The following is a 23,212-nucleotide window of genomic DNA, read 5'->3' as shown; positions in this document are numbered from 1 at the left end:
CCCTCTTCTGCCAAGCCGCCCAACCCCTTCGGGAAGGCAAAGAGGCGTCCCGCACCGGATGCGGGACGCCCGTCTGTCGCCCATGTCCACGGGCGACGCTTCAAGCGGGAAGATCAGCTACCCATGGTGGCAACCATGATCGCCTTGATGGTGTGCATGCGGTTTTCCGCCTGTTCGAAGGCCAGGCTGGCCGGGCTTTCGAACACGTCGTCGGTCACTTCGATGCCGTTGGCGAATTCCGGGTACTGCGCGGCGATCTGCTTGCCGACCTTGGTGTTCGAGTTGTGGAACGCCGGCAGGCAGTGCATCAGCTTGATGTGCGGGTTGCCGGAGGCAGCCATCAGCGCTGCGTCGACGCGGAACGGCTTGAGCAGCGCGATACGCTCGCCCCAGCGTTCCATCGGCTCGCCCATCGACACCCATACGTCGGTGTGGATGAAGTCGGCACCCTTGACCGCGGCTTTCGGATCGTTGGTCACCATCAGGCGCGCGCCGGTCTGCTTGGCGATTGCCTGGCATTGCTTGACGAGGTCTGCGTCCGGCTCCAGCCCCTTCGGCCCGGCGATGCGCACGTCCATGCCCATCAGGCAGCCGATCACCATCAGCGAGTGGCCCATATTGTTGTGGGCGTCACCGACGTAAGCGTAGGCGATCTGGGCCATCGGCTTGTCGCAGTTCTCGGTCATGGTCATCACGTCGCACAGCATCTGCGTCGGGTGCCAGGCGTCGGTCAGGCCGTTGAAGACCGGCACGCTCGAGTACTTGGCCAGTTCCTCGACGTCTTCCTGCGCGAAACCGCGGAACTCGATGCCGTCGTAGAAGCGGCTGAGCACACGGGCGGTGTCGGCGATGCTCTCCTTGTGGCCCAGTTGCGAGCTGGTCGGGTCGATGTAGGTGACATGCGCGCCCTGGTCATGGGCAGCCACTTCGAACGAGCAGCGGGTGCGGGTCGAAGTCTTCTCGAAGATCAGCGCGACGTTCTTGCCGACCAGACGCTGCACTTCGTTACCGGCGTACTTGGCACGCTTCAGGTCGCGCGCCAGGTCGAGCAGGTATTTCAGCTCGCGTTGGGTGAAGTCCAGCTCTTTCAGAAAATGACGGTTTTTCAGGTTGAAAGCCATTTTGACGCTCCTTGAGATAAAACTTCCAGTTGCACCCGCCAAAGGCGAGCGACCAAGCCCCACCAGCGAGTCATCCGTTTCCCGACGTGCGGCCAAGGAAAACTTCTCCTCCAACACGCCGTAGACGACTCAATATTTGCATTCAGTTATTTACTAATTGCTTTATAGCAGCCAGTTTTACGACTGCCACCCGACCCGCCCGCTCAGTGCCGCACCAGATGCGAGATCAGGTAATGACGCAGGTACTTCCAGCTGACAAAACCCACCACCAGCGCGGCGACCAGCAATTCGAAATCGGCCAGCGCGTGCACCTGCGCCACATACTCGGCACCCAGCCCCCACGCACCCAACTGGACAGCCAGCTTGTAGAGTGCAGTCGCGCCGATCACCAGCGGGAAGGTAAAGGCCGCGTAGGCGGGCGAAAACGGCAGGCGCAGCAGGCGCAGGAAGAAGAGATAGATCACGCTGGTCATCAGCACCGCGATCCCGGCGAGCAGCCCCACCAGCAGGAACGAAGGTTGATGCACCACGGTCAGGTAACCGGCGAGGCCCAGGCTGGCCGGCGCGGCCAGGATGGCCAGCGTGGGCTTGGCCTGGTCGGGCACTTCGCTGGCAAACACCAGTCGGTAGATCATCACCGGCAGCATCAACAGGTAGCAGCCGAGGCCAAAGGCGATCAGCGCCTGCGCTAGCCACAACAGCGAACCGCCCGGGAAGCTGACCGCGGCGACGATGATGCCGACCGGCGGCACGAACCAGCTGGGTACCATATGGTGCAGACTGAAGTCGCGGGCACGGTGCCAGACGAAACTCGCCAGGAACACCAGATGCAGCGCGATGGCCGACAACCAGACCGTCAGCGCCAGCGGCAGCGAGAACAGCGAAATCGCCTTGGAGACGACCATCAGCGCCATCGCCATGGTCGGTACCACACTGCCGACCACCGGGTGTGCCAGGTCCTGGCGCAGCAGTTGCGGCGCGTGGATAAACTTGAGGAGCAGCGACAGCAACAGCACGCTGGCAATGCCGGCACCGGCCAGCTGGAACAGCCCACCGGCGGGCATGAAGTTCTCCCAGCACCAGCCCAGGCTGGCGATGCCCAGCGCCAGGCCGCCCATCGGCGTCGGGATGGCACACAGGCAGTCGTGCCAACGGGTGTTGTCCGCCAGAGAAACCGGTTGATGCAGCGTCGTATGCATGCTGAGCTCCTTGAAAAGCGGGACATCCGTCGGATGCCTGCCGCGCGCTGTTCGATGCACACACTGTACGACCGGCCAAAAATAAATAAAATATGGATGTTTTTTACATAGCGTAAAGATTAAATTGACAACTCACCTGACCCTGCGCCAATTGCAGGCCTTCCTCGCCGTCGCTCGCCTGGGCTCGCTCGCGCCCGCCGCCGAAGAGCAGGGCTTGAGCCGCGCGGCACTCAGCCAGTCCCTGCAGGAGCTGGAGCGCCAACTGGGCGCCACGCTGTTCGACCGCAGCGGCTACCGGCTGCGCCTGAACGCTTGCGGCGAGACGCTGCTGCCGCTGGCGGACGAATTGCTGACCCGCGCGCTGCAGATCGAGCAGCAGTTTGCCCGGGCGGACGCGCTGCCGACTCGGCTGCGCCTAGGCGCCAGCGACACCATCGGCAACTACCTGCTGCCGCGGCTGGTCGCCGAGCTGATGACCCGCTTTCCGGACGTACACGTCGAAGCCGAGATCCACAACAGCCAGACGCTATGCGCCCAGCTGCAACGCTACGAGCTCGACCTGGCGCTGATCGAGGGCGAGGTGCTGGATCAGGGGCTGACAGCCACCCCGTGGCAGGAGGACGAATTATGGGTGGTCGCGCCACGCGACTGGACGTGGCCACAGGGGGAGGACGCAGGCTGGGCGGCGCTGGGCAAGCAGCGCTGGATCATCCGCGAGCCGGGCTCCAGCAGCCGGGTGCAGTTCGAGCAGCTCGTGCTGCCGCTGCTGGGCGAGACGCCGGCCACACTGACCTTCAACACCAGCGAGGCGATCGTGCACGCGGTCGGCGCCGGGCTGGGCTGCGCGCTGGTTTCGGCGCTGGCGGTGCGGGAGCGGGTGGATGATGGCGAACTGCTCAGGCTCTCGCTGCCGCCCAGGCTCAGCCGCCCGCTGACGGTGGTGCGCCTGGCCAGCCGCTACCTCGCGCCCAGGGCGGCCGAGGTGCTGGCCTGGTTAAGCGGCAAGGCCTGAAAAGAAACCGCGCCTGCCGGCAGGCGAGGCGCGGTGGGCGGGGGGCTTACTCGCCGCGCTGCAGGCGGCCGATGATCCCGTCCAGCTCGTCGAGCGACGAGTACTCGATAGTCATCTTGCCGCAACCGCCCTTGCCCGGACGGATCGCGACCTTGGCGCCGAGGCGCTCGGACAGCGTCTCGCACAGCCTGGCGACGTCGGGGTCAGCGCCCTTGCGCTGCGGCGCGGCAGGCGCCACGGTGTCCGCCAGTTGCTGGATGCGGCGCTCGACTTCGCGCACCGACCAGCCGTTGGCGACGGAGAGCTGGGCGAACTCCACCTGCGCCGGCGCCGGCAGCGCGAGCAGCGCGCGGGCGTGGCCCATCTCCAGCTGCCGCACGTGCAGCAGGTGCTGCACCGATTCCGGCAACTGCAGCAGCCTGAGCAGGTTGGACACCGCGCTGCGCGAGCGGCCGACCGCGTTCGCGGCCGCGTCGTGGGTCAGCCCGAATTCCTTGATCAGGCGGGCGAGGCCCCTGGCCTCCTCGATCGGGTCGAGCTCCTGGCGCTGGATGTTCTCGATCAGCGCCATCGCCATTGCCGCCTCGTCGGGCACGCTGCGCACGACGGCCGGGATCTCGGCAAGCCCCGCGCGCTGGCTGGCGCGCCAGCGCCGCTCGCCGGCGATCAGCTCGTAGTCGCCGAGGCCAAGCTCGCGCACCACCACCGGCTGGATCACGCCCTGCACGCGGATCGACGCCGCCAGCTCATCGAGGGCGGTCTCGTCCATATGGGCGCGCGGCTGGTAGCGTCCGGGACGGATGCTGGTCACCGGCAGCGTCAGCAGACGGTCATCGGCCGGGTCGGCGTTGGCCAGCAGTGCGTCCAGGCCGCGCCCCAGTCCTTTCAGTTTTTTCATATCAGCGTACTTCCGTGGCGGCCGCGCCTTCGAGACGGGCGACCAGCTCGGCCGCCAGCGCCTGGTAGGCCTGCGCACCGCGCGAAGAGGGGTCGTAGACGACGCCGGGCAGCCCGTGGCTGGGCGCCTCGGCCAGACGGACATTGCGCGGGATCACCGTGTTGAACACCTTGTCGCCGAAGTGCGCCGCCAGCTGGGCGGACACCTGCTGCGACAGGTTGCTGCGCGCGTCGAACATGGTGCGCACCAGGCCAAGGATCTCGATCTTCGGGTTGACCGCGGTGCGCACCTTGCGCAGCGTGGTCACCAGGTCGGACAGGCCTTCGAGCGCGTAGTACTCGCACACCATCGGGATCAGCACGCCCTGCGCGGCGACCAGCCCGTTCAGCGTGAGCAGGGTCAGCGACGGCGGGCTGTCGATCAGCACGTAGTCGTACTCGTCCTCGACCTGCGCGATCGCGTTCTTCAGCCGCGCCTCGCGCGCCAGCTCCTGCACCAGCTCGACCTCGGCACCGCCCAGGTCGCGCGTCGCCGGCAGCACGTCGTAGCCGCCCTCGTGCGAGCGCTGGCGCACCTCGGCGAGTTCCTCGTCGCCGAGCAGCACCTGGTAGACCGTGTGCTTGAGGCCGCTCTTCTGGATGCCGCTGCCCATGGTCGCGTTGGCCTGCGGGTCGAGGTCGACCAGCAGCACCCGCCGCCCGAGCTGGGCGAGCCCGGTGGCCAGGTTGACTGCAGTGGTGGTCTTGCCGACGCCGCCCTTCTGGTTGGCGATGGCGATGACGCGCGCGCTCATCGCTGCGCGATCCTGACCAGATGCCGCTCGGCCTCGAGGCCGGGCACCGCCAGCGGCAGCACCTCGACCACCTCGACACCGGCGGGCAACTGGGCGATCTCCTCGTACGGCCAGACACCCTTCATCGCCAGCCACTGGCCGCCGTCGGCCAACAGGTGCGGCGTCAGGCGCACGAAGTCGGCCAGCTCGGAAAACGCACGGCTGGTGATCAGGTCGAACTTCTGTTCCGGCTGGTACGCCTCGACGCGGCTGGTCACCACCTCGACGTTGGTGAGGCCCAGTTCGATCGCCGCCTGGCGCAGGAAGCTCGTCTTCTTGCTGTTGGCGTCGAGCAGCACCACCGACAGGTCGGGGCGCGCGATCGCCGCCGGGATGCCCGGCATGCCGCCGCCCGAGCCGACGTCGAGCAGGCGGTGATGCCCCTCGAGGTAAGGCACCAGCGTCAGGCTGTCGAGCAGGTGATGGCTGACCATGCGCGCTTCGTCGCGCACCGCGGTCAGGTTGTAGGTGTGGTTCCACTTGCCGAGCAGGGCCAGGTAGCCGGCCAGCTTGTCAAGCTGCGCTTCGTCCAGCGCCAGGCCCAGCGCGGCGACCCCGCGCCGCAGTTCTTCGGAATGTGTCATGCGTCTTTCTTCGTCTGGCCCAGGCCGCGTTTGAGGTAGACCATCAGCAGCGCCACTGCGGCCGGCGTCACCCCCTGGATGCGCGAAGCCTGGCCCAGCGTCTCGGGCTGCTGCTGCGTCAGTTTCTGTTGCACTTCCTTGGACAGGCCGGACACCTGCGTGAAGTCCAGACCCTCCGGCAGCCGGATGTCGTCCAGCCTGTCCTGGCGCGCCAGCTCTTCGTTCTGGCGGTCGATATAGCCCTGGTATTTGACCTGAATTTCAACCTGCTCGGCAACTTCGCCCGCCGGCAGGCCCTCGCCCGCGCCCTCCAGCGTCATCAGCGCCGCGTAGTCGACGCCGGGGCGGCGCAACAGTTCGAGCAGGCTGTATTCGCGGGCCAGCGCCTGACCGGTCACCCGCTCGGCCTCGCCGGCCGGCAGCCTGGCCGGGTGGATATAGGTCGCCGCCAGGCGTTGTTTTTCCGCCTCGACCGCGTCGCGCTTGCGGCAATACGCGTCCCATTGCGCGTCGCCGACCAGGCCGAGCTTGCGCCCCGTCTCGGTCAGGCGCAGGTCGGCGTTGTCCTCGCGCAACTGCAGCCGGTATTCGGCGCGGCTGGTGAACATGCGGTAGGGCTCGGCCACGCCCTTGGTCACCAGGTCGTCGGCCATCACGCCGAGGTACGCCTCGTCGCGGCGCGGGCACCAGCCCTCTTGGTCACGGCTGTAAAGCGCAGCGTTCAGGCCGGCGAGCAGGCCCTGCGCGGCGGCCTCCTCGTAGCCGGTGGTGCCGTTGATCTGCCCGGCGAAGAACAGGCCGGCGATCGCCTTGCTCTCGAAGGTCGACTTCAGGCCGCGCGGGTCGAAGTAGTCGTACTCGATCGCGTAGCCGGGGCGCAGGATGTGCACGTTCTCCAGCCCCTTCATCGAGCGCAGCGCGGCCAGCTGGATGTCGAACGGCAGCGAGGTCGACACCCCGTTCGGGTAGATCTCGTGCGTGGTCAGCCCTTCCGGCTCGAGGAAGATCTGGTGGCTGTCCTTGTCGGCGAAGCGGTTGATCTTGTCCTCGATCGACGGGCAGTAGCGCGGGCCTACGCCCTCGATCTTGCCGGTGAACATCGGGCTGCGGTCGAAGCCGGAGCGGATGATTTCGTGGGTGCGCAAGTTGGTGTGGGTGACCCAGCAAGGCAACTGCCTCGGGTGCATCGTGCGGTTGCCGCGGAACGAGAACACCGGCTCGGGCGTGTCGCCCGGCTGCACTTCGAGCACGGAAAAGTCGATCGAGCGCCCGTCGATGCGCGGCGGCGTGCCGGTCTTCAGGCGGCCGACCGGCAGCGAGAGTTCGCGCAGACGCGCCCCGAGCACGGTCGCCGCAGCGTCGCCGGCGCGCCCACCGGTATAGTTTTCCAGGCCGACGTGGATCTTGCCCGACAGGAAGGTACCGACGGTCAGCACCACGGTGCGCGCGCGGAACACCACGCCGATCGCGGTGACCGCGCCGGCGACGCGGTCGCCCTCCAGCAGCAGGTCGTCGACCGGTTGCTGGAACAGCGTGAGGTTGGGCTGGTTCTCCAGCATGTCGCGGATCGCCGCCTTATAGAGGATGCGGTCGGCCTGCGCGCGCGTCGCGCGCACCGCCGGCCCCTTCGACGCGTTCAGCGTGCGGAACTGGATGCCGCCGATATCGGTCGCCAGCGCCATCGCGCCGCCCAGCGCGTCGACTTCCTTGACCAGATGGCCCTTGCCGATGCCGCCGATCGACGGGTTGCAGCTCATCTGCCCCAGCGTCTCGATATTGTGCGTCAGGAGCAGCGTCTGCTGCCCCATGCGCGCCGCCGCCAGCGCGGCCTCGGTACCGGCGTGGCCGCCGCCCACCACAATCACGTCGAAAGTCGTCGGATAGATCATGCTCAACCCAGAAATCCAGCAAAGCCGGGCATTGTACGCCAAAACACCGCCACGGGCTAAGACATTGATTTGACAGGGGTATGGCGGACAGGCCTCGTACCGACTTCATAAAAACATCATTGTCCTGCAAACGCGCCGTCAACTTGTGCACGCAGCATCAAGGCATCCCCCCCTCAGGAGCCGACCGATGCTGCAACTCGCCCAACGAGCCACGCCCGCCACCCGTCTTGGCGTACGCCTTGCCAGCAGCCCCGACGACGTCCGCCGCGCGCAGGCCCTGCGTTACGCGGTGTTCGCCGAAGAGCTTGGCGCAGCGCTGCCCTCGGCGCACGAGGGGCTGGACCGCGACGAATACGACGCCTGCTGCGACCACCTGATCGTCGAGGACCGTCACAACGGCCTCGTCGTCGGCACCTACCGCCTGCTTCCCCCGCAGCAGGCGGCCCGCCTGCCCAGGCTGTACAGCGAGCACGAATTCGACCTGTCGCGGCTTGCCGCGCTCAAGCCCGCGCTGCTCGAGGTCGGCCGCTCGTGCGTGCACGCCGACTACCGCGGCGGTGCGGTGATCGCGCTGCTGTGGGGGGCGCTCGCCGACTACGCACGCCGGCATGGCGCACGCTACCTGGCCGGCTGCGCCAGCGTCGGCCTCGCCGACGGCGGCCACCTGGCGGCCAGCGTCCACCGCCGCGTCGAGACGGCCCACCTGTCGCCGGCCGAGTGGCGGGTGACCCCGCGCCTCGCGCTGCCGCTGGCCGACATCCACACCCCGCCGGCCCTGCAGCCGATGCCGCCGCTGCTGCGCGGCTACCTGCGCGCCGGCGCGTGGGTGTGCGGCGAGCCGGCGTGGGACGCCGACTTCAACTGCGCCGACTTCTTTGTGCTGTTGCCGCTTGAGCGGCTCGCCGGCCGCCACCTGCGCCATTTCGGCGGCTGAAGCCGGCTTTGGCAGGGCGGGCCGCGGCCACTACAATCGGCCGATGGACTACACCTTCACCCCGGTCGCGCTGGTTCGCTCGCCGTTCCGCGACAAATTCGGCGTGCCGCGCCAGCCGTCCCTCGCGCCGTCGGCGCGGCAGACCGTCGAGTTGCTGCCTCCCTTCGACCAGCCCGACGCGGTGCGCGGGCTCGACGCCTTCTCCCACCTGTGGCTGCAGTTCGTGTTCCACCAGACCGCCGAACGCGGCTGGCAGCCCTTGGTGCGCCCGCCGCGGCTGGGCGGCAACCGCAAGGTCGGCGTGTTCGCCAGCCGCGCCACCCACCGCCCCAACCCGCTGGGGCTGTCGCTGGTGCGCCTGCACGCGGTCGACACCGAGAACGGCGTGCGCCTGCATGTTTCCGGCGCCGACCTGGTCGACGGCACGCCGGTGCTCGACATCAAGCCCTACATCCCCTTCGTCGAGGCGGTCAGCGACGCGCGCGCCGGCTTCGTCGACGGACCGCCGCCCCGGCTGGCCGTGCGCTGGCAGCCCAAGGCGCTGCAGCAGCTCGCCCTCGCCGGACACGCGAAGGATCTGGAGCAGCTGGCCGAGGAAGTGCTGGCGCAGGACCCGCGCCCGGCTTACCAGCAGGATCCGGACCGCGTGTACGGCGTACGCCTCTACGACTGCGACGTGCGCTTCCGGGTGGCCGACGGCTGCGCCGAAGTGCTTGAAATAGTCGCGCTCTGACCGAACTTTGTCTGACACGGGCCGGTCACAGCCCAACCCCCTCACAGGAGATACACACATGGTTACTCGCGCGAAGACAGCCGTTCTCGCGTTCTCGCTGGCAACGCTGCTCGCGGCGCCCTTTGCCGAAGCGGCCAAGCTCGGCAAGAGCAAGAGTTTCGGCATGAAGCGCTCGACCCCGAGCCAGAGTTATCAACAGCCGGCACCGATGCAGCCAGCGCAGCCGATGGCGCCTGCCCAGCAGCCGCGCAAGGGCCCGGGGCTGGGCACCGCCGTCGCCGCCGGTGCGGCCGGCGCCGCCGCCGGCTACATGCTCGGCTCGGCGATGAGCGACTCGTCGTCCGGCGCCAGCGAGAGCGGCTCGGGCATGCCTTGGGGCACGCTGGCCATGCTCGGCCTGCTATTCGTCGGCGGCATGATGCTGTTCCGCCGCCGCGCCGCGCACCCGGCCGCCCCTGCCATGCGCGTGCCGCAACCGGCAGGCCCGTACGCGGCCCCGCAACCGGCGCCCGCGCCGGCTCCGGCCCAGTTCGGCGGCATCCCGAAGATCGGCTCCGGCCTCGCCGGCGGCGCCGCCGCTGCAGCCAGCGCACCGGCCTTCGGCGCCCAGCGCCTGCCGGACGGCACCGAGACCGCGCACTTCCTGCGTCAGGCCAAGGCGACCTTCATGCACCTGCAAAGCCTCAACTCGGCGGACAACGTCGACGAGATCAGCAAGTACATGACGCCGGAGATGTTCGCCGAGATCCGCGCCGAGATCCTGGCCAACCACACGCTGGCGGACTTCCCGCAGCTTGACTGCCAGGTGGTCGACGCGGCAACCGAAGGCGGACGCCATATCGCCAGCGTGCGTTTCACCGGCACGGTCAGCGAAGAAGTCGGCGCGCCCGCGCAGCCGTTCAGCGAGACCTGGCACTACGTGAAGGAAGGCAACAGCCCGCGCTGGCTGCTCGCCGGCATCCAGCAGGACTGAGCGGTATCCCAGGCATTTCCCCGACGGGCGCCACGGCGCCCGTTTTTTCATGCCGTTTGCCTATCTGCGTGCGACGGGTACACTGGAACGCGTCTTGCTAAGTCACACGCGACTGCCACTGGAAAGCCTGCCGTGCCCGAACTGACCCTGGAAAGCCACCAGCAACCGATCTACAGTCTCGCCCACCGCCGCACCGTCGGCGTCGAGGCCCTGTTGCGCGCGCGCGAAGGCGACGCGCTGATCTCGCCGCTGGACGCTTACGCCCGCCACACCGGCGACCGCCACCGCTTCGACCTCGACGTCGCTGCCACCCACTGCCGCCACGCGGCGCAGGAGGCCTGCGCGGACCGCTGGCTGTTCCTCAATGTCGACCCGGCGACGCTCGCCAGCCGCGACCACGCCGACGCGCTGGCCGCACGCATGCTGGAGAGCGGCCTCTCGCCGTCCAAGGTGGTACTCGAAGTGCTCGAACACGCGCTGGAAGCCGACGACGCGCTGATCGACAACGCCCGCCGCCTGCGCAAACAGGGCTTCTTGATCGCGGTCGACGACTTCGGCGTCGGCCACTCCAACCTTGACCGGGTCTGCCTGCTCGAACCCGACTTCGTGAAGTTCGACCGCAACCTGCTGCGCCGCTCGACCGAACAGCCGCGCACGCGCAACCTGCTTACCAAACTGGTGCACCTTATGCACGAAATCGGTGCACTGGTGGTGATCGAAGGGGTGGAAACCGAGACCGACGTGCTGGTCGCGCTCGAGTCGGGCTGCGACCTGGTGCAGGGTTACTACATCGCCCGCCCCGCGCCGGTGCCAGATGGGGACGAGGCGATCACCCCGCGCGTCGACGCGCGCTGGGACGAACTGATGGTGCGCGAACTGATGAAGCGCAAGCTCTCGCGCCGGCAGATCGAGCTCGCGCGCCAGGCCTTCGTGCAAAGCGCGATCGCGCTGATGCAGGGCACCGCCTTCACCGACGCCGCGCGGCCGATGCTCGCGCTACCCGACGTGATCCGCTGCTTCCTGCTCGACAGCAGCGGCCGCCAGATCGGCCGCAACCTGAACGCCCGCGGCAGCAGCGACACCGGCCAGCCCAAGTTCGCGCCGCTCGCCGACACCACCGGCGCGGTGTGGTCGCGCCGCGGCTACTTCCAACACGCGATCGACCAGCCCGGCGTGCTCTATATGAGCGAGCCCTATCTGTCGATGACCGACACCCGCAACTGCGTGACGCTGTCGATGGCGATCGAGATCGACGAAGACCTGCACGTGCTGTGCGCCGACGTGCTGGTCGCCCGCTGAAAACAAAGACAGCCCGGGTTCTCCGGGCTGTTGGCTACGGCGAATGCGGCGCGGCTTACTGCGCGCGGATCTCGCTAATCGGCTCGAACACCGTAATCACCTGCGCCACCCCCGCCGTCTCGCTGGCGACGCGGGCGGCGGCGTCCCCCTCGGCCGGCGTCACCAGGCCAAGCAGGTAGACCACGCCGCGTTCGGTGACGACCTTGACCGCGTTCGGCGAGAAGCCCTGGCCGTCGAGCATGCGCGCGCGCACCTTGCTGGTGATCCAGGTGTCGCTGCTGCGCGCGGACAGCGGGCTCGCCGGCGCGACCACCAGATAGTTCCAGGTCTTCTGCACGCCCGGCTGGCCGCGCACCAGTTGCTCGGCCTGCGCGCGCGCCTCGGCCGACGGCACTTCGCCGGTCAGCAGTACCGCACGGTTAAAGCTGGTGACGTTCACATGCGCCGAGGGCAGGCGCTCGGCGATCTTCGCGGCCGAGCGCGTCTCGATCACCCGGTCGTCGGCGTACGCGCCGCTGGTGCGGCGGTCAGTCGCGACCAGCGTCGCCCCCACCGCGCCGCCGGCAACCAGGCCGACACAGCCAGACAGCGTCGCCGCGCACACCCCTGCCACCACCAGGCTCTTCCATAGCTTCATCATTCGCCCCCCAGCAGCATGTAGTCGATCGCGTCGCACATCGCGTGGATCAGCAGCAGGTGCACTTCCTGGATGCGCGCGGTGCGCGTCGCCGGCACGTTCAGGTGCACGTCGTCGGCGGACAGGATCTCGCCTATCTTGCCGCCGTCCTTGCCGGTGAACGCGATCACCCGCATGCCGCGCTCGTGCGCGGCGGCGATCGCCTCGATCACGTTGGCCGAGTTGCCGGATGTGGAGATCGCCAGCAGCACGTCGCCTTGCTGGCCGAGCGCACGCACCTGCTTGGAGAAGATCAGGTCAAAGTCGTAGTCGTTGCCGATCGCGGTCAGCGCCGAGGTATCGGTCGCCAGCGAGATCGCGGCGAGACCCGGGCGCTCCTTCTCGAAGCGGCCGACCATCTCGGCGGCAAAGTGCTGCGCGTCGGCGGCCGAACCGCCGTTGCCGCAGGCGAGGATCTTGCCCTCGTTCATCAGGCAGGCAACCATCACCTCCGCCGCCAGCGCGACGCCGGGGGCCAGCGCTTCCATCGCCGACTGTTTGGTCGCGATGCTCTCGATAAAGTGTCCGTTGACGCGGGCAATCAGGTCCATGGCCTATCCTTCCTCGGTGGTCGCGCGTTCACGCGATGATGTCCTTGATCCATAAGGGCGGCGCGTCGGCGCCCTCGAATACCACCGCGTCGAAGCGGCAAGGCGCGTCGACGCGGTACTGCTGTAGATAACGGGTCGCGGCCCTGACCAGCCGCGTGCGCTTGCGCGCGTCTATGCTTTCCAGCGCACCGCCGAAACGGCGCGAGGCGCGCAGCCTCACCTCGACAAACACCCAGCTTGCGCCGTCGCGCATCACCAGGTCGAGCTCGCCCCCAGGGCAGCGCCAGTTGCGCGTCACCAGCTGCAAGCCGGCCGAGCGCAACAGCGCAAGCGCGCGGTCTTCGGCGTCGGCGCCGCTCAAGGCTGCGCGCTGTCGATCTTCACCCATCTGGGCAACGTCCGCTGGAACTGCAGGTCGCGCTGCAGGCGCAGCTCGCCGGTCACCCCGTCGACACGGGCGCCGGGCGCCGGCGGCGTGCCGGCAAGCCTCTGCGCGAGCCGGTAGGCGTCGACGCCCAGCGCGTACAGGCGCTCGGTCGGCACCGTCAGCGCCTGCGCCGGGCGCGGATACTGGCGCACCAACGGGTGCTCGGGCATCAAGAGCCACGGCATATCGACAAAGCGCACGCCGGAAAGTGCCGGCAAGCTCTCGCGCACGTTGACGAGCGACGTCGCGTAGGCCGGGCGGTCGGACGGCAGGATCATCTTCAGCTGCGCCGACTCGCGCGCGGGCAGTGCGAAAAACACCGCGTCGGCGCCGGACAGCGCCGCGTCCAGCGCGGCGCCGCTGGCCGTGTCGAACGCCAGTACAGCGGGTGCCGTCCCGCGACGCGCCGTCCAGGTTTCCAGAAAGGCATCGCGCAGGCGCTGCGACAGGGTATCCGCGCCGAACACCAAGAGCGGGCGCTGCACGCCGTCTTCCTTCATCAGCGACGCGACCTGCCGCGCCTCGGCCTCGACCGACAGCGACAGGCTGTAAAATTTGGGACGCGGTGCCAGGCCCTCGGTGGTATTGAGCGCGAGCACCGGCACGCTGCCGGTAAGCGGCGCAAGCTGGCCGATCTCGCCGCGCGTCATCGGGCCGACCACCACGTTGACCCCATGCGCGACGAGCGCGCGGTACGCCTGCTCGAGCCCGGTGCGGTCGGCAAACGCGTATTCGGTCACGCCGACGTCGCCGCGCGCCTCGCTCGCGAGCGCCGCGGCAAAGCCCGCGCGCACCACGGAAGCCGCCTCACCCAGCAAGGGAGAGGCCTGCGGCAGCAACAGGCCGATGCGCACCTTGCGCCCCTCGAGTGATGGCCAGGGAGACGCCTGCGTCGCGGCGCTGCCGCCAGCCGGCGCCGAGGCCGTATCCTGCGCGAGCGGCGCCGTGACGGGGACGGACGCCTGCGGCGCGGCAAGCGCATTCTGCCTGAGGATGTAGTCCGCACCGGTCGCAGACGCTACACTGGCGGCCATCCACAACCCTGCACCCAGCAGCCACGGAGCAAGATTTTGCATACGACGCTTGATCACTTGATTGATTCCGCCCGCGAGACTGTTCAAAGTGGAACATTATATGTGGTCGCCACCCCCATTGGAAATCTGGCCGACCTGACCCTGCGCGCGTACGCCGCACTGTCCGCATGCGACATCGTGCTGGCCGAGGACACCCGCGTTAGCGGCGCGCTGCTCTCCGCGTACGGCCTGCACAAGAAGCTCGTCAGCCTGCGCGAACACAACGAGGCGGCGGTGGCCGAACGCGTGGTCGGCTGGCTGGGAGAAGGGCAGAAGATCGTGCAGGTGTCCGACGCCGGCACCCCCGGCATCTCCGACCCCGGCGCGCGCCTCGCCGCCACCGTTTGGGCCGCCGGCTACCGCGTCTGCCCGCTGCCGGGCCCGTCCGCCGTGGTCAGCGCGCTGTCCGCCGCCGGCCTCGACACCGGCCGCTTCCTGTTCGCCGGCTTCTTGCCGCCCAAGAGCGGCCAGCGCCGCGCCCAGCTCGAAGCCTGGCGCGAGGCCGACTACGCGGTGGTCTGCTACGAGGCACCGCACCGCCTGCTCGACTGCCTGGAGGACATGGTCGCCGTGTACGGCGAAAACCGTCCGCTGGTGCTCGCCCGCGAGCTGACCAAGACCTTCGAGACCTTCCTGCGCCTGCCCGCCGGCGAACTGGCCGAGCGGGTGCGCGCCGACAGCAACCAGCAGCGCGGCGAATGCGTGCTGATCATCGACGCCGCGCCGCCCGCCCCCGCCGAGGAGATCGACGCGGCGACGCTCTCGCTGCTCGAAGGCATGGCCGCCGCGATGCCCGTCAAGCAGGCCGCCGGCCTGCTGGCCGAGTACACCGGGCTGCCGCGCAAGAAGCTGTACGAGCTGGCCCTGAAAAGCCGCGGCAACGACTGAGGCTGCTTGATAAATCTCGATTTACATTTGCACGGACGGCCGGTAGAATACCGCCACATCGTCTGATGCCGCCCGGGTGGCGAAATCGGTAGACGCAGGGGACTCAAAATCCCCCGCCGCAAGGCGTGTCGGTTCGAGTCCGACCCCGGGCACCAGTCAGCAGTACAAAGGCCTCCGACGAAGTCCTAAAAACCCCGAGAAACAAAGGTTTCCGGGGTTTTTTGTTGCCTATCGAGTCCGATCAAGTCCAAAGCAATCCGCGACTTCTGTTGGTATATTTGTTGGCGGATTCAAAAAGTAAGAGCAAGGCCTGCACCCGTGGAAGACCTTGGCTGGCGAATGCCAGCTAATCCTTTTCTCGGTCGATTAAGATGTACCTAAAAAAAATCTGCAAATACGAGTAGTATGCGATCGCATACTACACATTTGCATTGTATTATTTCTCATAATAAACCGACGTAGACGGATCTCTGATTTTCACACGATCTGCCCAAGTTTTTCACCTTTTGCTTGTAGCCCAGCCTAATGACTCTTTACCAAAAGTTGGCCGGACAGATCCAGCAGCAAATCAACGATGGCGTTTTACGAGCAGGCTCACGCTTGCCGTCGATTAGGCAGGCATGCCTTCAACATGAAGTCAGCCCGGTCACAGTCACCAATGCCTACGCTTTACTGGAGCAGCAAGGCCTGATTGATGTGCGCCCGCGCTCAGGATTTTTTGTCCGTGCACGCCAACGCCCTCTATTACTAGAGCCAGATATGATTTGCTCAAGCGAAGAGTCATCGCCATTGCAAGTCAGCGACTTTATTTTCCAGATACTTGAGAGCGTGCGCGATGGTGTGGCAGTTCCGTTGGGCTCCGGATTTCCCAGCCCGCACCTGTTTCCGCTAGATAGGTTAGGCCGTTGTCTAGCTCACGCAGCTCGAACATTTCGACCGGAGCAAACAATAAGCGACCTCCCCCCAGGCAATCTTGAACTGCGACGACAAATCTCCCTACGCTACTTTTCCCATGGCGCAATGGTCTCACCGCAAGAAATTGTTATCACCAATGGTGCAATGGAAGGCCTCAATTTATGCCTGCAAGCTGTTACCAGCCCCGGTGACCTAATCGCCATCGAATCACCAACCTTCTACGCTGGCCTACAAGCAAGTGAGCGGCTGGGTTTGCAAGTGATAGAGATTCCTAGTCACCCGCGTGAGGGAATCGACATTAATGCATTGGAACACGCGCTGACTCACCATCCAGTCAAAGCGTGTCTATTCATGTTGAACTTCGCAAATCCGACTGGCAGCCTGATGTCAGATGATAAAAAACAAGCCCTGCTTGCGCTGCTCCGTCGTCACGATGTACCTCTAATCGAAGACGATGTTTATGGCGAGCTTTACTTCGGGCAACGCCCCCCACTGAGCAGCAAGGCTTTGAAAGGCAGCGACCTAGTGATGCACGTATCGTCCCTGTCCAAATGCCTAGCACCAGGCTACCGATTAGGTTGGGTTGCTGCTGGACGTTACACCCATCGCGTTCAGCGCCAGAAGCTCTCGTGTAGCTTAGCAACGCCTGTACCGATACAGGTGGCGCTCGCTGATTATCTACGCCTAGGCGGTTTCGAAAAGCATCTACGCAAGTTGCGCCGTACTCTGGTACGACAGCAGATGGAGATGGCAAACGCAATCTCGCAGTACTTCCCGGCTCAAACACGGCTAACCCGCCCACAAGGTGGCTACTTCATGTGGCTAGAACTGCCCCCTAATGTTGATGCGCTCGCAATACACCAACAAGCGCTGCAACACGGCATTAGCGTGGCGCCTGGACCGATATTCTCAGCCAAACGAGGATTCAACCAACACCTGCGGATCAATTTTGGACACGCCAACCCAGCTGCGTGGTTACCCGCGATAGAAAAACTAGGCTCGATCATAAAGAAATACTTTTGAAGAACAGTAATTGATTAAAAATATCAATCTGCATCTATCAATAATACAGCAAGCTGCATCTGCCCCTGTGGATAACTGCGTGGTTAACTTGCAAAAAATCTATTGCGATATAACCGCATTCCAAAGCCATATTGGAAGGAGGCACCATGGAGCACCACACCAGTCCGACGCCACAGTCTAAAATCACCTTCCATCATTCAACATTTCCCATCCATGCAAGAACTGTGTCAGGCAGATTAAATACTCTGCGCTGGCTTTGCGTATGGTTGACACAATTGGTGTTTTATGGCGCCTGCTGGATACAATGGAAAGCAGTTGATGGTCATAGCAGACAAGCAGTCTTGTTCGATATTTCAAACCAGAAGATTTATTTTTTTGACCTTGTTTTATGGCCACAAGATGCATTCCTAGTAGCTATCCTGCTGATTTTTTCAGCCATATCCCTGTTTTTAGTCACTGCCTTGGTTGGCAGGGTATTTTGTGGCTTTGTCTGCCCGCAAACGGTTTACTCAAGCATATTTAGCTGGATCGAGTCCCGGATAGAAGGAGACTACCGGACACGACGCAAGAACACTCAACGTCCACCATCCTTCGCCAAGTTACAACGGAAAATATTCAAACACATCATATGGGGAATAATCTCGCTCTGGAGTGGAATTACGTTTATCGGCTACTTCACCCCGATCCGAGATGTACCGCAAAACTTGCTCAACGGATCCCTTGGTATGTGGAGCATGTTTTGGTTTATTTTCTATGCCGTTTTTATGTATGTGCAAGCGGGTCTTGCACGGAACGCAGTGTGTCAGCACATGTGCCCCTACTCCCGCTTCCAAGGCGTGATGGTCGATCTCACCACACGTAACGTCAGTTACGACAATCAACGCGGTGAACCACGGAAACGCCTTAGCCTGCAGAATAAAGACGCTACTCAGTGCATCGACTGCAGAATTTGCGTTCAAGTTTGCCCTGCCGGCATTGATATTCGAGATGGGTTGCAATATGAATGCATAAATTGCGGCTTGTGTATAGATGCTTGCAATATGGTAATGCGTAAAATCAAAGCACCAGTCGGATTGATTCGCTTCATGTCAGAGCAAGAGTTGACCGGGATTCGACCTAATCTTCGATTCAGCCAACGCCCGAGAATTATGATCTATGCCTTATTGTTGGCAGGCTTGCTCTTGCTCGGACTGTGGACAATTACTTCCCGCCCACCACTACACGCTGACGTTTTGCGTGACAGAGGAGCACTGTACAGGGAAACATCTGATGGGGAGATTGAAAATGCTTATACGCTTAAGCTAAGAAATCTGACGTCACACCCGCAGTCCATCGACATCTTGCTAGAGCAACAACCTGAATACCGTCTGCTCGGTCCTTCGAACGTCACATTACCACCAGGGGATGTTGTTTTGCTTCCGATGACTGTTCGTGCGCAGCAATCAAGTACAGGCACAACGCCCCTCGTCTTCAACTTCAAGACAATGGTAGGCATACAGCGCGAAGCTAGCACGTTTGTAATGCCCTGAAAGTTGGAGCCTTGTTTTATACCGGAGCGCAGCTAGGGAGGTTTCTGGAAGTTCCCTTTTGACGAGACCGGCAGCCAAGCTTGCAACGCTGTCCGTACATGCCCCAGCCTGCCGCGTGCGTCGCAGCCGGCCGCCCTAGCCTGCGCCGGCCAGCAGGGCGTCCAGTGGCAGCGCGCCGTCGCGCTTGACCGTTCGGATCGCGAAGTGGCTGGTGATGTCCTGCACCATGTCGAGCGCCTGCAGGCTGCGCACGATGGCCTCGTAATCGCTCAGGCCGCCGCAGGCGACTTCGAGCAGGTAGTCGTGGCTGCCCGACACCACGTGGCAGGCCAGCACCTTGTCCAGCAGCAGCACCGCCTCTTCGAAATGCGCCGTCGCGTCACTGCGGTGGTGCATCAGCCGCACGCTGACAAACACCGTGGTCGCCAGCCCCAGACGCGCGCGGTTCAGCCGCACCGCGTAGCTGTCGATCACCCCGTCCTCTTCCAGCCGCCGCAGCCGCCGCGCGCAAGGCGTCGCCGACAGCGAAACCTGCTCGGCCAGTTCGGCGACGCTGGCGCGTCCGTCGCGCTGCAGGGCCGCCAGCAGCTTCAGGTCAGTCCTGTCCATCTTCTCCCCCGCGTGAAATCACTAGCCATACTCCCATATGCGCTGATTTAGCGCGCATAAGCCATCATTCACGCCGGATTTTGCCAGAAATCGGCGCGGGTTTGCCGGCACACTGTACGCCTGCACACTCCGGAGCCTGCGATGGACATCACCCGTCACCCCAAGGCCGGCCACGCGGCGCTGCTGCTGTTGGTCTGCATCTGGGCCGGCTTCTACGTCTCGCTGCGCAGCGGCGGCCGCCTGGCACTGGAGCCCGCGACGCTGGCCACGCTGCGCTTCGCGCCCGCCGGCTTGCTGCTGCTGCCCAGGCTCTGGCTGAACCGGCGGGACTTGGCGCGGGTCGGCCCCTGGCGGGCACTGCTGATCGTCGCCGGTGGCGGGCTGGGTTTCTTCCTGCTCGCCAGCATCGCGCTGCGCGAAGCGTCCACCGATACCGCCAGCGTGCTGATCCTGGGCACCTTGCCGCTGATGGTCGCGCTGGTGGGCGCGTTGTGGCTGCGCCGCTGGCCGTCCCGCGGCCAGTGGCCGGCGCTCGCGCTGATCGTCGCCGGTACCGCGTGGATCGCCATCGGCAATCCGGCGCTGACCGCCCCCACACTGTGGCGCCTGCTCGCGTGCAGCCTGGCGTGGGCGCTGTACACCGTCGCGTTGCGGGCGAGCGGCCTGGCCGTGCTCGACGCCGCGGCGCTGGTCGCCGCCGGTTCGCTGCTGTTGCTGCTGCCCTGGCTCGTCCTCTCGCCGCCGTGGCAGCTGGCCGAACTTTCGCCGGCCACCCTGCTGCCGCCCCTGCTGCCGCCCCTGCTGGTACAGGGCGTACTGGTCGGCCTGGTCGCCACGCTGTGCTACGGCTTCGCGCTGGAACGCCTGGGCAGCCTGCGCGTCGCAGCCGCCGGGGCGCTCGCGCCTTTGCTCGCCGCGCTGATGGCGCTCGCACTATTCGGCGAGGCACCGGCGCACGCTGCGCTGCCGGGCATGATGCTGTTGATGGGCGGCGTGCTGGCCAGCAGCCGGGCAGCGCCGTAAGTCTGCGCGGATAGTTTCGGACAACGATTTCGGGTTGAAACGACAGGAAGAAAAACCATGCCGACAAGAGAAGAAAGCACCATGGCGCAGATCGTCTCGGTCGTGCGGGCCGGCGGGCTGGTGACGATCACGCTGGAAAATGCTGCCGCACTTCACTACCCCTTGGCCCTGCTGCCCACCCTGGCCGCCGCCTCGGCCGAGCAGTTCGACAACTACCGGGCCTGCAGCCGGCGCATCCACTGGGATCAAATCGGCTTTTCCCTCCTGTTCGCGGCGTTGCCGCGGCAGGGTCAGGCCTCGCCAGGCTGGTAAGGCCTGGAGAGCACGGAACCGGTCCCACGCCGGCCAGCACCCAAGCCGACGCCCCAAAAGAAAAGCGCCGTGCGGGCGGGGGCTCGTCACGGCGCAAACCTAGGAGAAACGCAATTTGAGCCTAGCAGCCAGCCAGCGTTTGTCCATGCTGCCTTGCCGCAAGGACGCCCGCATCTTCGCTGGCCATCGCCCCGCCACGGCCCAGCCGCCCTGCACGACCCCCGGGAGCCACGTCCATGGAATGCCTGCCGGCCTGTCCCGTCAGCTCTGTTTGCAGTCGCCACGAAAACCCTTTTGGCATACCATGGCCGGCCATTTCGACAAGACGCCATCTCCATGCCCGCCCTGCCCGCGCCCCTCAAATGCGCCTGTCTGGTTGACCGGCGCGACGACACCCTGCTGCTGGTCCGTGTACGCGACAACCCGCACTGGTACCTGCCCGGCGGCAAGATCGAGCCTGGCGAGACGCCGGCCGCCGCGCTGCAGCGCGAACTCCTGGAAGAACTCGGCATCCGGCTGGAGACGGATTCGATCCGCTACCTCTACACAGTCATCGGGCCGGCCTACGGCCAGCCGGGCGAGGTCGAGCTCGTCTGCTTTGCCGGCAACTGGCCGGGTGAACCCAGGGCCTGTGCCGAGATCAGCGAAATCGCCTGGCTGCCCCTTGCCCAGACCGACAAGTTCGCGCCGACCGTGCGGCAACTTTGTGCCGAGCACCTGCAGCAAGCCTGAGCGCCAGGACGCCGACTTGAAAGCCCGCTACCCGTCGTCGATATTGGTAACGTATTTATCATTAATCGATGCCGGAGCGCGTGCAAATGAGCTCACCCCGCCACGCTGTCCGTTCCGCCCTGCTGCTTGCCGCGCTGCTGCCGGCCGCCGCGCAGGCCGAAACGCCATGGGAATTCAGGGTCACCCCCTACGCCTGGTTTGCCGGGCTCAAAGGCGATGTATCGACCATCCCTGGCGCGCCGCGCGTACCGATGGAGGTGTCGCCCAGCGATGCGCTTAACTCCACCGAAGCGGCCTTCATGGGGCTGTTCGAGGCGCGCCGCGGCCTGCACGGTGGCTTTGTCGACTTCCTCTATGTCAACGTAAGCGCGGACAAGGCCCTGCTCGGCCCGCCGGTCAACCTGGGATTGGACGCTACGTCGAAGAGCTGGGTCACCTCGGCCGGTTACAGCTACCGTTTTTACGATACGGGGCAGGCCAACGCAGAGCTACTGGCCGGCGTGCGCTACTGGAAGGTCGACACCACGCTCGATTTTGATGGGGGGCGTGGTGTGCTGGCCGGCCGCAATATCCATCACCGGGAGTCCTGGCTCGACCCCCTGCTCGGCGTACGGGGAACCACGCAGTTTGGCACATCCAACTTCTTCGTGTCGGGCACGCTGGCCGCAGGCGGGCTTGCCGGCGGCGGGTCGGATCACTTCTACGATACCTCCGCGCTGCTGGGCTACCAATGGAACCGGCAATTCTCGACCGGGCTGGGCTACCGCCTGTTCGACGTGAAGTACGACAAGGACGGTTTCTATTACGACGTCCGCCAGCAAGGCTGGCTGCTGGGTGCCGCCTTCTCCTTCTGACACACACCGCCGCCAATCCTGCCGGGTGAGCGCTCGACTGCACACGCCACCCAGCCAGTTTTTCCACGAAACCGGAATGCCGCCATGCCCCGATACCTGCCTTCCCGGCACCTGCTTGCCGCCGCCTTGCTGGCCTGCGGCTTTGCTGCCTCAGCGACCCTGCAGGCCGCAACGCCACCCGTCAAAGTCAATATCGACAACTACGCGCGGGCAGAAACGGCGTACCAGTTCGAGCGGGTGCAGAAGATGGCCGGCGGCGTCAACCGCTGGCAACACAACCGGCAGCCGACGCCGATCGACAAGCAGAACATCATCCGCATGAACCGCGACACGCTGTACAGTTTTGCGATCGTTGACATCAGCAAGGGGGCGACGCTGACGCTGCCCGAAGCCGGCCAGCGTTACCGCTCGGTGATGGTGATCAACGAAGATCACTACATCAACCGGATCTATCACAAGGCCGGCAGCTACCGGCTGACACCCGCCGAATTCGGCACGCCCTACGTCTATGTGGTGGTGCGTACCCTGGTTAACCCGAACGAGGCGGCCGACGTACAGGCGGCCAACGCGCTGCAGGACGGGCTGAAGATCTCGGCGGCGTCCGCCCGCCCCTACCCGACGCCCAATTACGACAAGGCCAGCTATGAAGCGACTTACCAGCCGCTGCTCAAGCTGAGCGAAGGGCTGCCGGACTCCAAGCGGATCTTCGGCAAGAAAAGCGAGGTGAGCGAAACGCGGCACCTGCTCGGCACCGCGTCCGGCTGGGGCGGGCTGCCGACCTACGAAGCGTTCTACATCAACCGCGGCGAAAACAAGAAGGCCGGCAACTACCGGCTCACCGTGCGCGACGTACCGGTCGACGCCTTCTGGTCGATCAGCATCTACAACAAGGACGGCTTCTTCGAAAAGAACTCCTTCAATTCGTACAACCTCAACAGCCTGACCGCCAAGCCCAATCCGGACGGTTCGGTCACCCTGAACTTCGGCACCGACCCGACCGGCAAGGACAACTTCCTGTACGTGATGGACGGCTGGAACTACGTCGTTCGCCTGTACCGGCCGCGCGAAACGATCCAATCAGGTGAGTGGACCTTCCCCGAACCCCAGCCGGTGCCCTGAGAGGCCC

24 protein-coding genes and 1 tRNA gene are annotated in these 23,212 nt (G+C 65.2%); 14 read left to right on the top strand and 11 right to left on the bottom strand.

Annotated features, from left to right (window positions below):
* Positions 1–113: 113 nt before the first annotated feature.
* Together E5K04_RS07395 and E5K04_RS07390 are read right to left on the bottom strand one after the other, a co-directional pair.
* Positions 114–1,121 carry an ornithine carbamoyltransferase gene (locus tag E5K04_RS07395; protein ID WP_136552540.1) on the bottom strand — a complete coding sequence of 336 codons (1,008 nt, stop codon included), beginning with the start codon at positions 1,119–1,121 and terminating at the stop codon, positions 114–116.
* A 203-nt stretch (positions 1,122–1,324) separates the two neighbouring features.
* On the bottom strand, positions 1,325–2,320 hold the full coding sequence (locus E5K04_RS07390; RefSeq protein ID WP_205700317.1) for a TDT family transporter: 996 nt from the start codon (positions 2,318–2,320) through the stop codon (positions 1,325–1,327).
* Positions 2,321–2,444: 124 nt separating this feature from the next.
* Here E5K04_RS07390 and E5K04_RS07385 point away from each other — a divergent pair, with 124 nt between their 5' ends.
* The gene (locus E5K04_RS07385) at positions 2,445–3,332 is read left to right on the top strand and encodes a LysR substrate-binding domain-containing protein (protein ID WP_136552538.1); all 888 of its coding nucleotides are present in this window, start codon (positions 2,445–2,447) and stop codon (positions 3,330–3,332) included.
* Positions 3,333–3,378: 46 nt separating this feature from the next.
* Here the strand turns inward: E5K04_RS07385 and E5K04_RS07380 are convergent, their stop codons facing one another.
* From E5K04_RS07380 to mnmG, 4 genes are read right to left on the bottom strand one after another with little or no spacing between them, the layout of a single operon-like run.
* Positions 3,379–4,230 (bottom strand): ParB/RepB/Spo0J family partition protein, encoded by an 852-nt coding sequence (locus tag E5K04_RS07380; RefSeq protein ID WP_136552536.1) that lies wholly within the window; start codon positions 4,228–4,230, stop codon positions 3,379–3,381.
* A 1-nt stretch (position 4,231) separates the two neighbouring features.
* Positions 4,232–5,023: a ParA family protein gene (locus E5K04_RS07375; RefSeq protein WP_136552534.1), complete on the bottom strand. Its 792-nt coding sequence runs from the start codon at positions 5,021–5,023 to the stop codon at positions 4,232–4,234.
* A complete protein-coding gene (gene rsmG / locus E5K04_RS07370) occupies positions 5,020–5,646 on the bottom strand; it encodes a 16S rRNA (guanine(527)-N(7))-methyltransferase RsmG (protein WP_136552532.1) in 627 nt (208 codons plus the stop codon). Before rsmG ends, E5K04_RS07375 begins: the two co-directional genes overlap by 4 nt.
* Complete coding sequence (gene mnmG, locus E5K04_RS07365; protein WP_136552530.1) at positions 5,643–7,535, bottom strand: tRNA uridine-5-carboxymethylaminomethyl(34) synthesis enzyme MnmG; 1,893 nt, start codon at positions 7,533–7,535, stop codon at positions 5,643–5,645. The genes rsmG and mnmG overlap by 4 nt, the downstream gene beginning before the upstream one ends.
* A 187-nt stretch (positions 7,536–7,722) precedes the next feature.
* Here mnmG and E5K04_RS07360 point away from each other — a divergent pair, with 187 nt between their 5' ends.
* From E5K04_RS07360 to E5K04_RS07345, 4 genes are all read left to right on the top strand, one after another.
* The gene (locus E5K04_RS07360) at positions 7,723–8,469 is read left to right on the top strand and encodes a GNAT family N-acetyltransferase (RefSeq protein ID WP_136552528.1); all 747 of its coding nucleotides are present in this window, start codon (positions 7,723–7,725) and stop codon (positions 8,467–8,469) included.
* Positions 8,470–8,512: 43 nt separating this feature from the next.
* The gene (gene tsaA, locus E5K04_RS07355) at positions 8,513–9,202 is read left to right on the top strand and encodes a tRNA (N6-threonylcarbamoyladenosine(37)-N6)-methyltransferase TrmO (RefSeq protein ID WP_136552526.1); all 690 of its coding nucleotides are present in this window, start codon (positions 8,513–8,515) and stop codon (positions 9,200–9,202) included.
* Between the two features lie 58 nt (positions 9,203–9,260).
* On the top strand, positions 9,261–10,175 hold the full coding sequence (locus tag E5K04_RS07350) for a Tim44 domain-containing protein (protein WP_136552524.1): 915 nt from the start codon (positions 9,261–9,263) through the stop codon (positions 10,173–10,175).
* A gap of 132 nt (positions 10,176–10,307) precedes the next feature.
* A complete protein-coding gene (locus E5K04_RS07345; RefSeq protein ID WP_136552522.1) occupies positions 10,308–11,474 on the top strand; it encodes a sensor domain-containing phosphodiesterase in 1,167 nt (388 codons plus the stop codon).
* 55 nt (positions 11,475–11,529) lie between these two features.
* Here the strand turns inward: E5K04_RS07345 and E5K04_RS07340 are convergent, their stop codons facing one another.
* The 4 genes from E5K04_RS07340 to E5K04_RS07325 are packed head-to-tail and all read right to left on the bottom strand — an operon-like array spanning position 11,530 to position 14,204.
* Entirely contained in the window at positions 11,530–12,114 is a 585-nt protein-coding gene (locus E5K04_RS07340) for a BON domain-containing protein (protein ID WP_136552519.1), read from the bottom strand.
* A complete protein-coding gene (locus tag E5K04_RS07335; RefSeq protein WP_136552516.1) occupies positions 12,111–12,701 on the bottom strand; it encodes a phosphoheptose isomerase in 591 nt (196 codons plus the stop codon). The genes E5K04_RS07340 and E5K04_RS07335 overlap by 4 nt, the downstream gene beginning before the upstream one ends.
* A gap of 28 nt (positions 12,702–12,729) precedes the next feature.
* Positions 12,730–13,089: a YraN family protein gene (locus E5K04_RS07330; RefSeq protein WP_136552514.1), complete on the bottom strand. Its 360-nt coding sequence runs from the start codon at positions 13,087–13,089 to the stop codon at positions 12,730–12,732.
* Positions 13,059–14,204, bottom strand: a complete 1,146-nt coding sequence (locus E5K04_RS07325) for a penicillin-binding protein activator (protein ID WP_136552512.1) — start codon at positions 14,202–14,204, stop codon at positions 13,059–13,061. Before E5K04_RS07325 ends, E5K04_RS07330 begins: the two co-directional genes overlap by 31 nt.
* 60 nt (positions 14,205–14,264) lie before the next feature.
* On the opposite strand from E5K04_RS07325, the gene rsmI reads away from it, so the two are divergent.
* The 4 genes from rsmI to ccoG all read left to right on the top strand — a co-directional run bounded on the left by rsmI (position 14,265) and on the right by ccoG (position 18,556).
* A complete protein-coding gene (gene rsmI / locus E5K04_RS07320; RefSeq protein WP_136552510.1) occupies positions 14,265–15,089 on the top strand; it encodes a 16S rRNA (cytidine(1402)-2'-O)-methyltransferase in 825 nt (274 codons plus the stop codon).
* 70 nt (positions 15,090–15,159) lie between these two features.
* Positions 15,160–15,244, top strand: a tRNA-Leu gene (locus E5K04_RS07315).
* Positions 15,245–15,614: 370 nt separating this feature from the next.
* Entirely contained in the window at positions 15,615–17,027 is a 1,413-nt protein-coding gene (locus E5K04_RS07310; RefSeq protein WP_136552508.1) for an aminotransferase-like domain-containing protein, read from the top strand.
* A gap of 146 nt (positions 17,028–17,173) precedes the next feature.
* Positions 17,174–18,556: a cytochrome c oxidase accessory protein CcoG gene (gene ccoG / locus E5K04_RS07305; protein WP_136552506.1), complete on the top strand. Its 1,383-nt coding sequence runs from the start codon at positions 17,174–17,176 to the stop codon at positions 18,554–18,556.
* Between the two features lie 135 nt (positions 18,557–18,691).
* Here the strand turns inward: ccoG and E5K04_RS07300 are convergent, their stop codons facing one another.
* Positions 18,692–19,165 carry an Lrp/AsnC family transcriptional regulator gene (locus E5K04_RS07300; protein WP_136552504.1) on the bottom strand — a complete coding sequence of 158 codons (474 nt, stop codon included), beginning with the start codon at positions 19,163–19,165 and terminating at the stop codon, positions 18,692–18,694.
* Positions 19,166–19,306: 141 nt separating this feature from the next.
* On the opposite strand from E5K04_RS07300, the gene E5K04_RS07295 reads away from it, so the two are divergent.
* From E5K04_RS07295 to E5K04_RS07275, 5 genes are all read left to right on the top strand, one after another.
* Complete coding sequence (locus E5K04_RS07295) at positions 19,307–20,188, top strand: DMT family transporter (protein WP_136552502.1); 882 nt, start codon at positions 19,307–19,309, stop codon at positions 20,186–20,188.
* Positions 20,189–20,269: 81 nt separating this feature from the next.
* Entirely contained in the window at positions 20,270–20,500 is a 231-nt protein-coding gene (locus tag E5K04_RS07290; RefSeq protein WP_136552500.1) for a hypothetical protein, read from the top strand.
* 336 nt (positions 20,501–20,836) lie between these two features.
* Complete coding sequence (locus tag E5K04_RS07285) at positions 20,837–21,232, top strand: NUDIX hydrolase (protein ID WP_136552498.1); 396 nt, start codon at positions 20,837–20,839, stop codon at positions 21,230–21,232.
* A gap of 86 nt (positions 21,233–21,318) precedes the next feature.
* Positions 21,319–22,086 carry a hypothetical protein gene (locus E5K04_RS07280; protein WP_136552496.1) on the top strand — a complete coding sequence of 256 codons (768 nt, stop codon included), beginning with the start codon at positions 21,319–21,321 and terminating at the stop codon, positions 22,084–22,086.
* 84 nt (positions 22,087–22,170) lie between these two features.
* Entirely contained in the window at positions 22,171–23,205 is a 1,035-nt protein-coding gene (locus E5K04_RS07275) for a DUF1214 domain-containing protein (RefSeq protein WP_136552494.1), read from the top strand.
* Positions 23,206–23,212: the final 7 nt, after the last annotated feature.

The sequence above is a fragment of the Crenobacter intestini genome (assembly GCF_004919095.1).
Classification (GTDB): domain Bacteria; phylum Pseudomonadota; class Gammaproteobacteria; order Burkholderiales; family Chromobacteriaceae; genus Craterilacuibacter; species Craterilacuibacter intestini.
Note: the sequence above shows the minus strand (reverse complement) of the source record. Positions and strands in the feature narration are given on the sequence as shown.

Bases quoted from the DNA above. Each gene is read 5' to 3' on its own strand.
- E5K04_RS07375 (WP_136552534.1), bottom strand. From the start codon at position 5,023: ATGAGCGCGCGCGTCATCGCCATCGCCAACCAGAAGGGCGGCGTCGGC.
- E5K04_RS07290 (WP_136552500.1), top strand. From the start codon at position 20,270: ATGGCGCAGATCGTCTCGGTCGTGCGGGCCGGCGGGCTGGTGACGATC.
- ccoG (WP_136552506.1), top strand. From the start codon at position 17,174: ATGGAGCACCACACCAGTCCGACGCCACAGTCTAAAATCACCTTCCAT.
- E5K04_RS07310 (WP_136552508.1), top strand. From the start codon at position 15,615: ATGACTCTTTACCAAAAGTTGGCCGGACAGATCCAGCAGCAAATCAAC.
- E5K04_RS07395 (WP_136552540.1), bottom strand. From the start codon at position 1,121: ATGGCTTTCAACCTGAAAAACCGTCATTTTCTGAAAGAGCTGGACTTC.
- E5K04_RS07280 (WP_136552496.1), top strand. From the start codon at position 21,319: ATGAGCTCACCCCGCCACGCTGTCCGTTCCGCCCTGCTGCTTGCCGCG.
- E5K04_RS07275 (WP_136552494.1), top strand. From the start codon at position 22,171: ATGCCCCGATACCTGCCTTCCCGGCACCTGCTTGCCGCCGCCTTGCTG.
- E5K04_RS07295 (WP_136552502.1), top strand. From the start codon at position 19,307: ATGGACATCACCCGTCACCCCAAGGCCGGCCACGCGGCGCTGCTGCTG.
- E5K04_RS07350 (WP_136552524.1), top strand. From the start codon at position 9,261: ATGGTTACTCGCGCGAAGACAGCCGTTCTCGCGTTCTCGCTGGCAACG.
- E5K04_RS07300 (WP_136552504.1), bottom strand. From the start codon at position 19,165: ATGGACAGGACTGACCTGAAGCTGCTGGCGGCCCTGCAGCGCGACGGA.
- E5K04_RS07335 (WP_136552516.1), bottom strand. From the start codon at position 12,701: ATGGACCTGATTGCCCGCGTCAACGGACACTTTATCGAGAGCATCGCG.
- E5K04_RS07340 (WP_136552519.1), bottom strand. From the start codon at position 12,114: ATGATGAAGCTATGGAAGAGCCTGGTGGTGGCAGGGGTGTGCGCGGCG.
- mnmG (WP_136552530.1), bottom strand. From the start codon at position 7,535: ATGATCTATCCGACGACTTTCGACGTGATTGTGGTGGGCGGCGGCCAC.
- E5K04_RS07380 (WP_136552536.1), bottom strand. From the start codon at position 4,230: ATGAAAAAACTGAAAGGACTGGGGCGCGGCCTGGACGCACTGCTGGCC.
- E5K04_RS07325 (WP_136552512.1), bottom strand. From the start codon at position 14,204: ATGCAAAATCTTGCTCCGTGGCTGCTGGGTGCAGGGTTGTGGATGGCC.
- E5K04_RS07390 (WP_205700317.1), bottom strand. From the start codon at position 2,320: ATGCATACGACGCTGCATCAACCGGTTTCTCTGGCGGACAACACCCGT.
- E5K04_RS07285 (WP_136552498.1), top strand. From the start codon at position 20,837: ATGCCCGCCCTGCCCGCGCCCCTCAAATGCGCCTGTCTGGTTGACCGG.
- tsaA (WP_136552526.1), top strand. From the start codon at position 8,513: ATGGACTACACCTTCACCCCGGTCGCGCTGGTTCGCTCGCCGTTCCGC.
- E5K04_RS07330 (WP_136552514.1), bottom strand. From the start codon at position 13,089: ATGGGTGAAGATCGACAGCGCGCAGCCTTGAGCGGCGCCGACGCCGAA.
- rsmG (WP_136552532.1), bottom strand. From the start codon at position 5,646: ATGACACATTCCGAAGAACTGCGGCGCGGGGTCGCCGCGCTGGGCCTG.
- E5K04_RS07360 (WP_136552528.1), top strand. From the start codon at position 7,723: ATGCTGCAACTCGCCCAACGAGCCACGCCCGCCACCCGTCTTGGCGTA.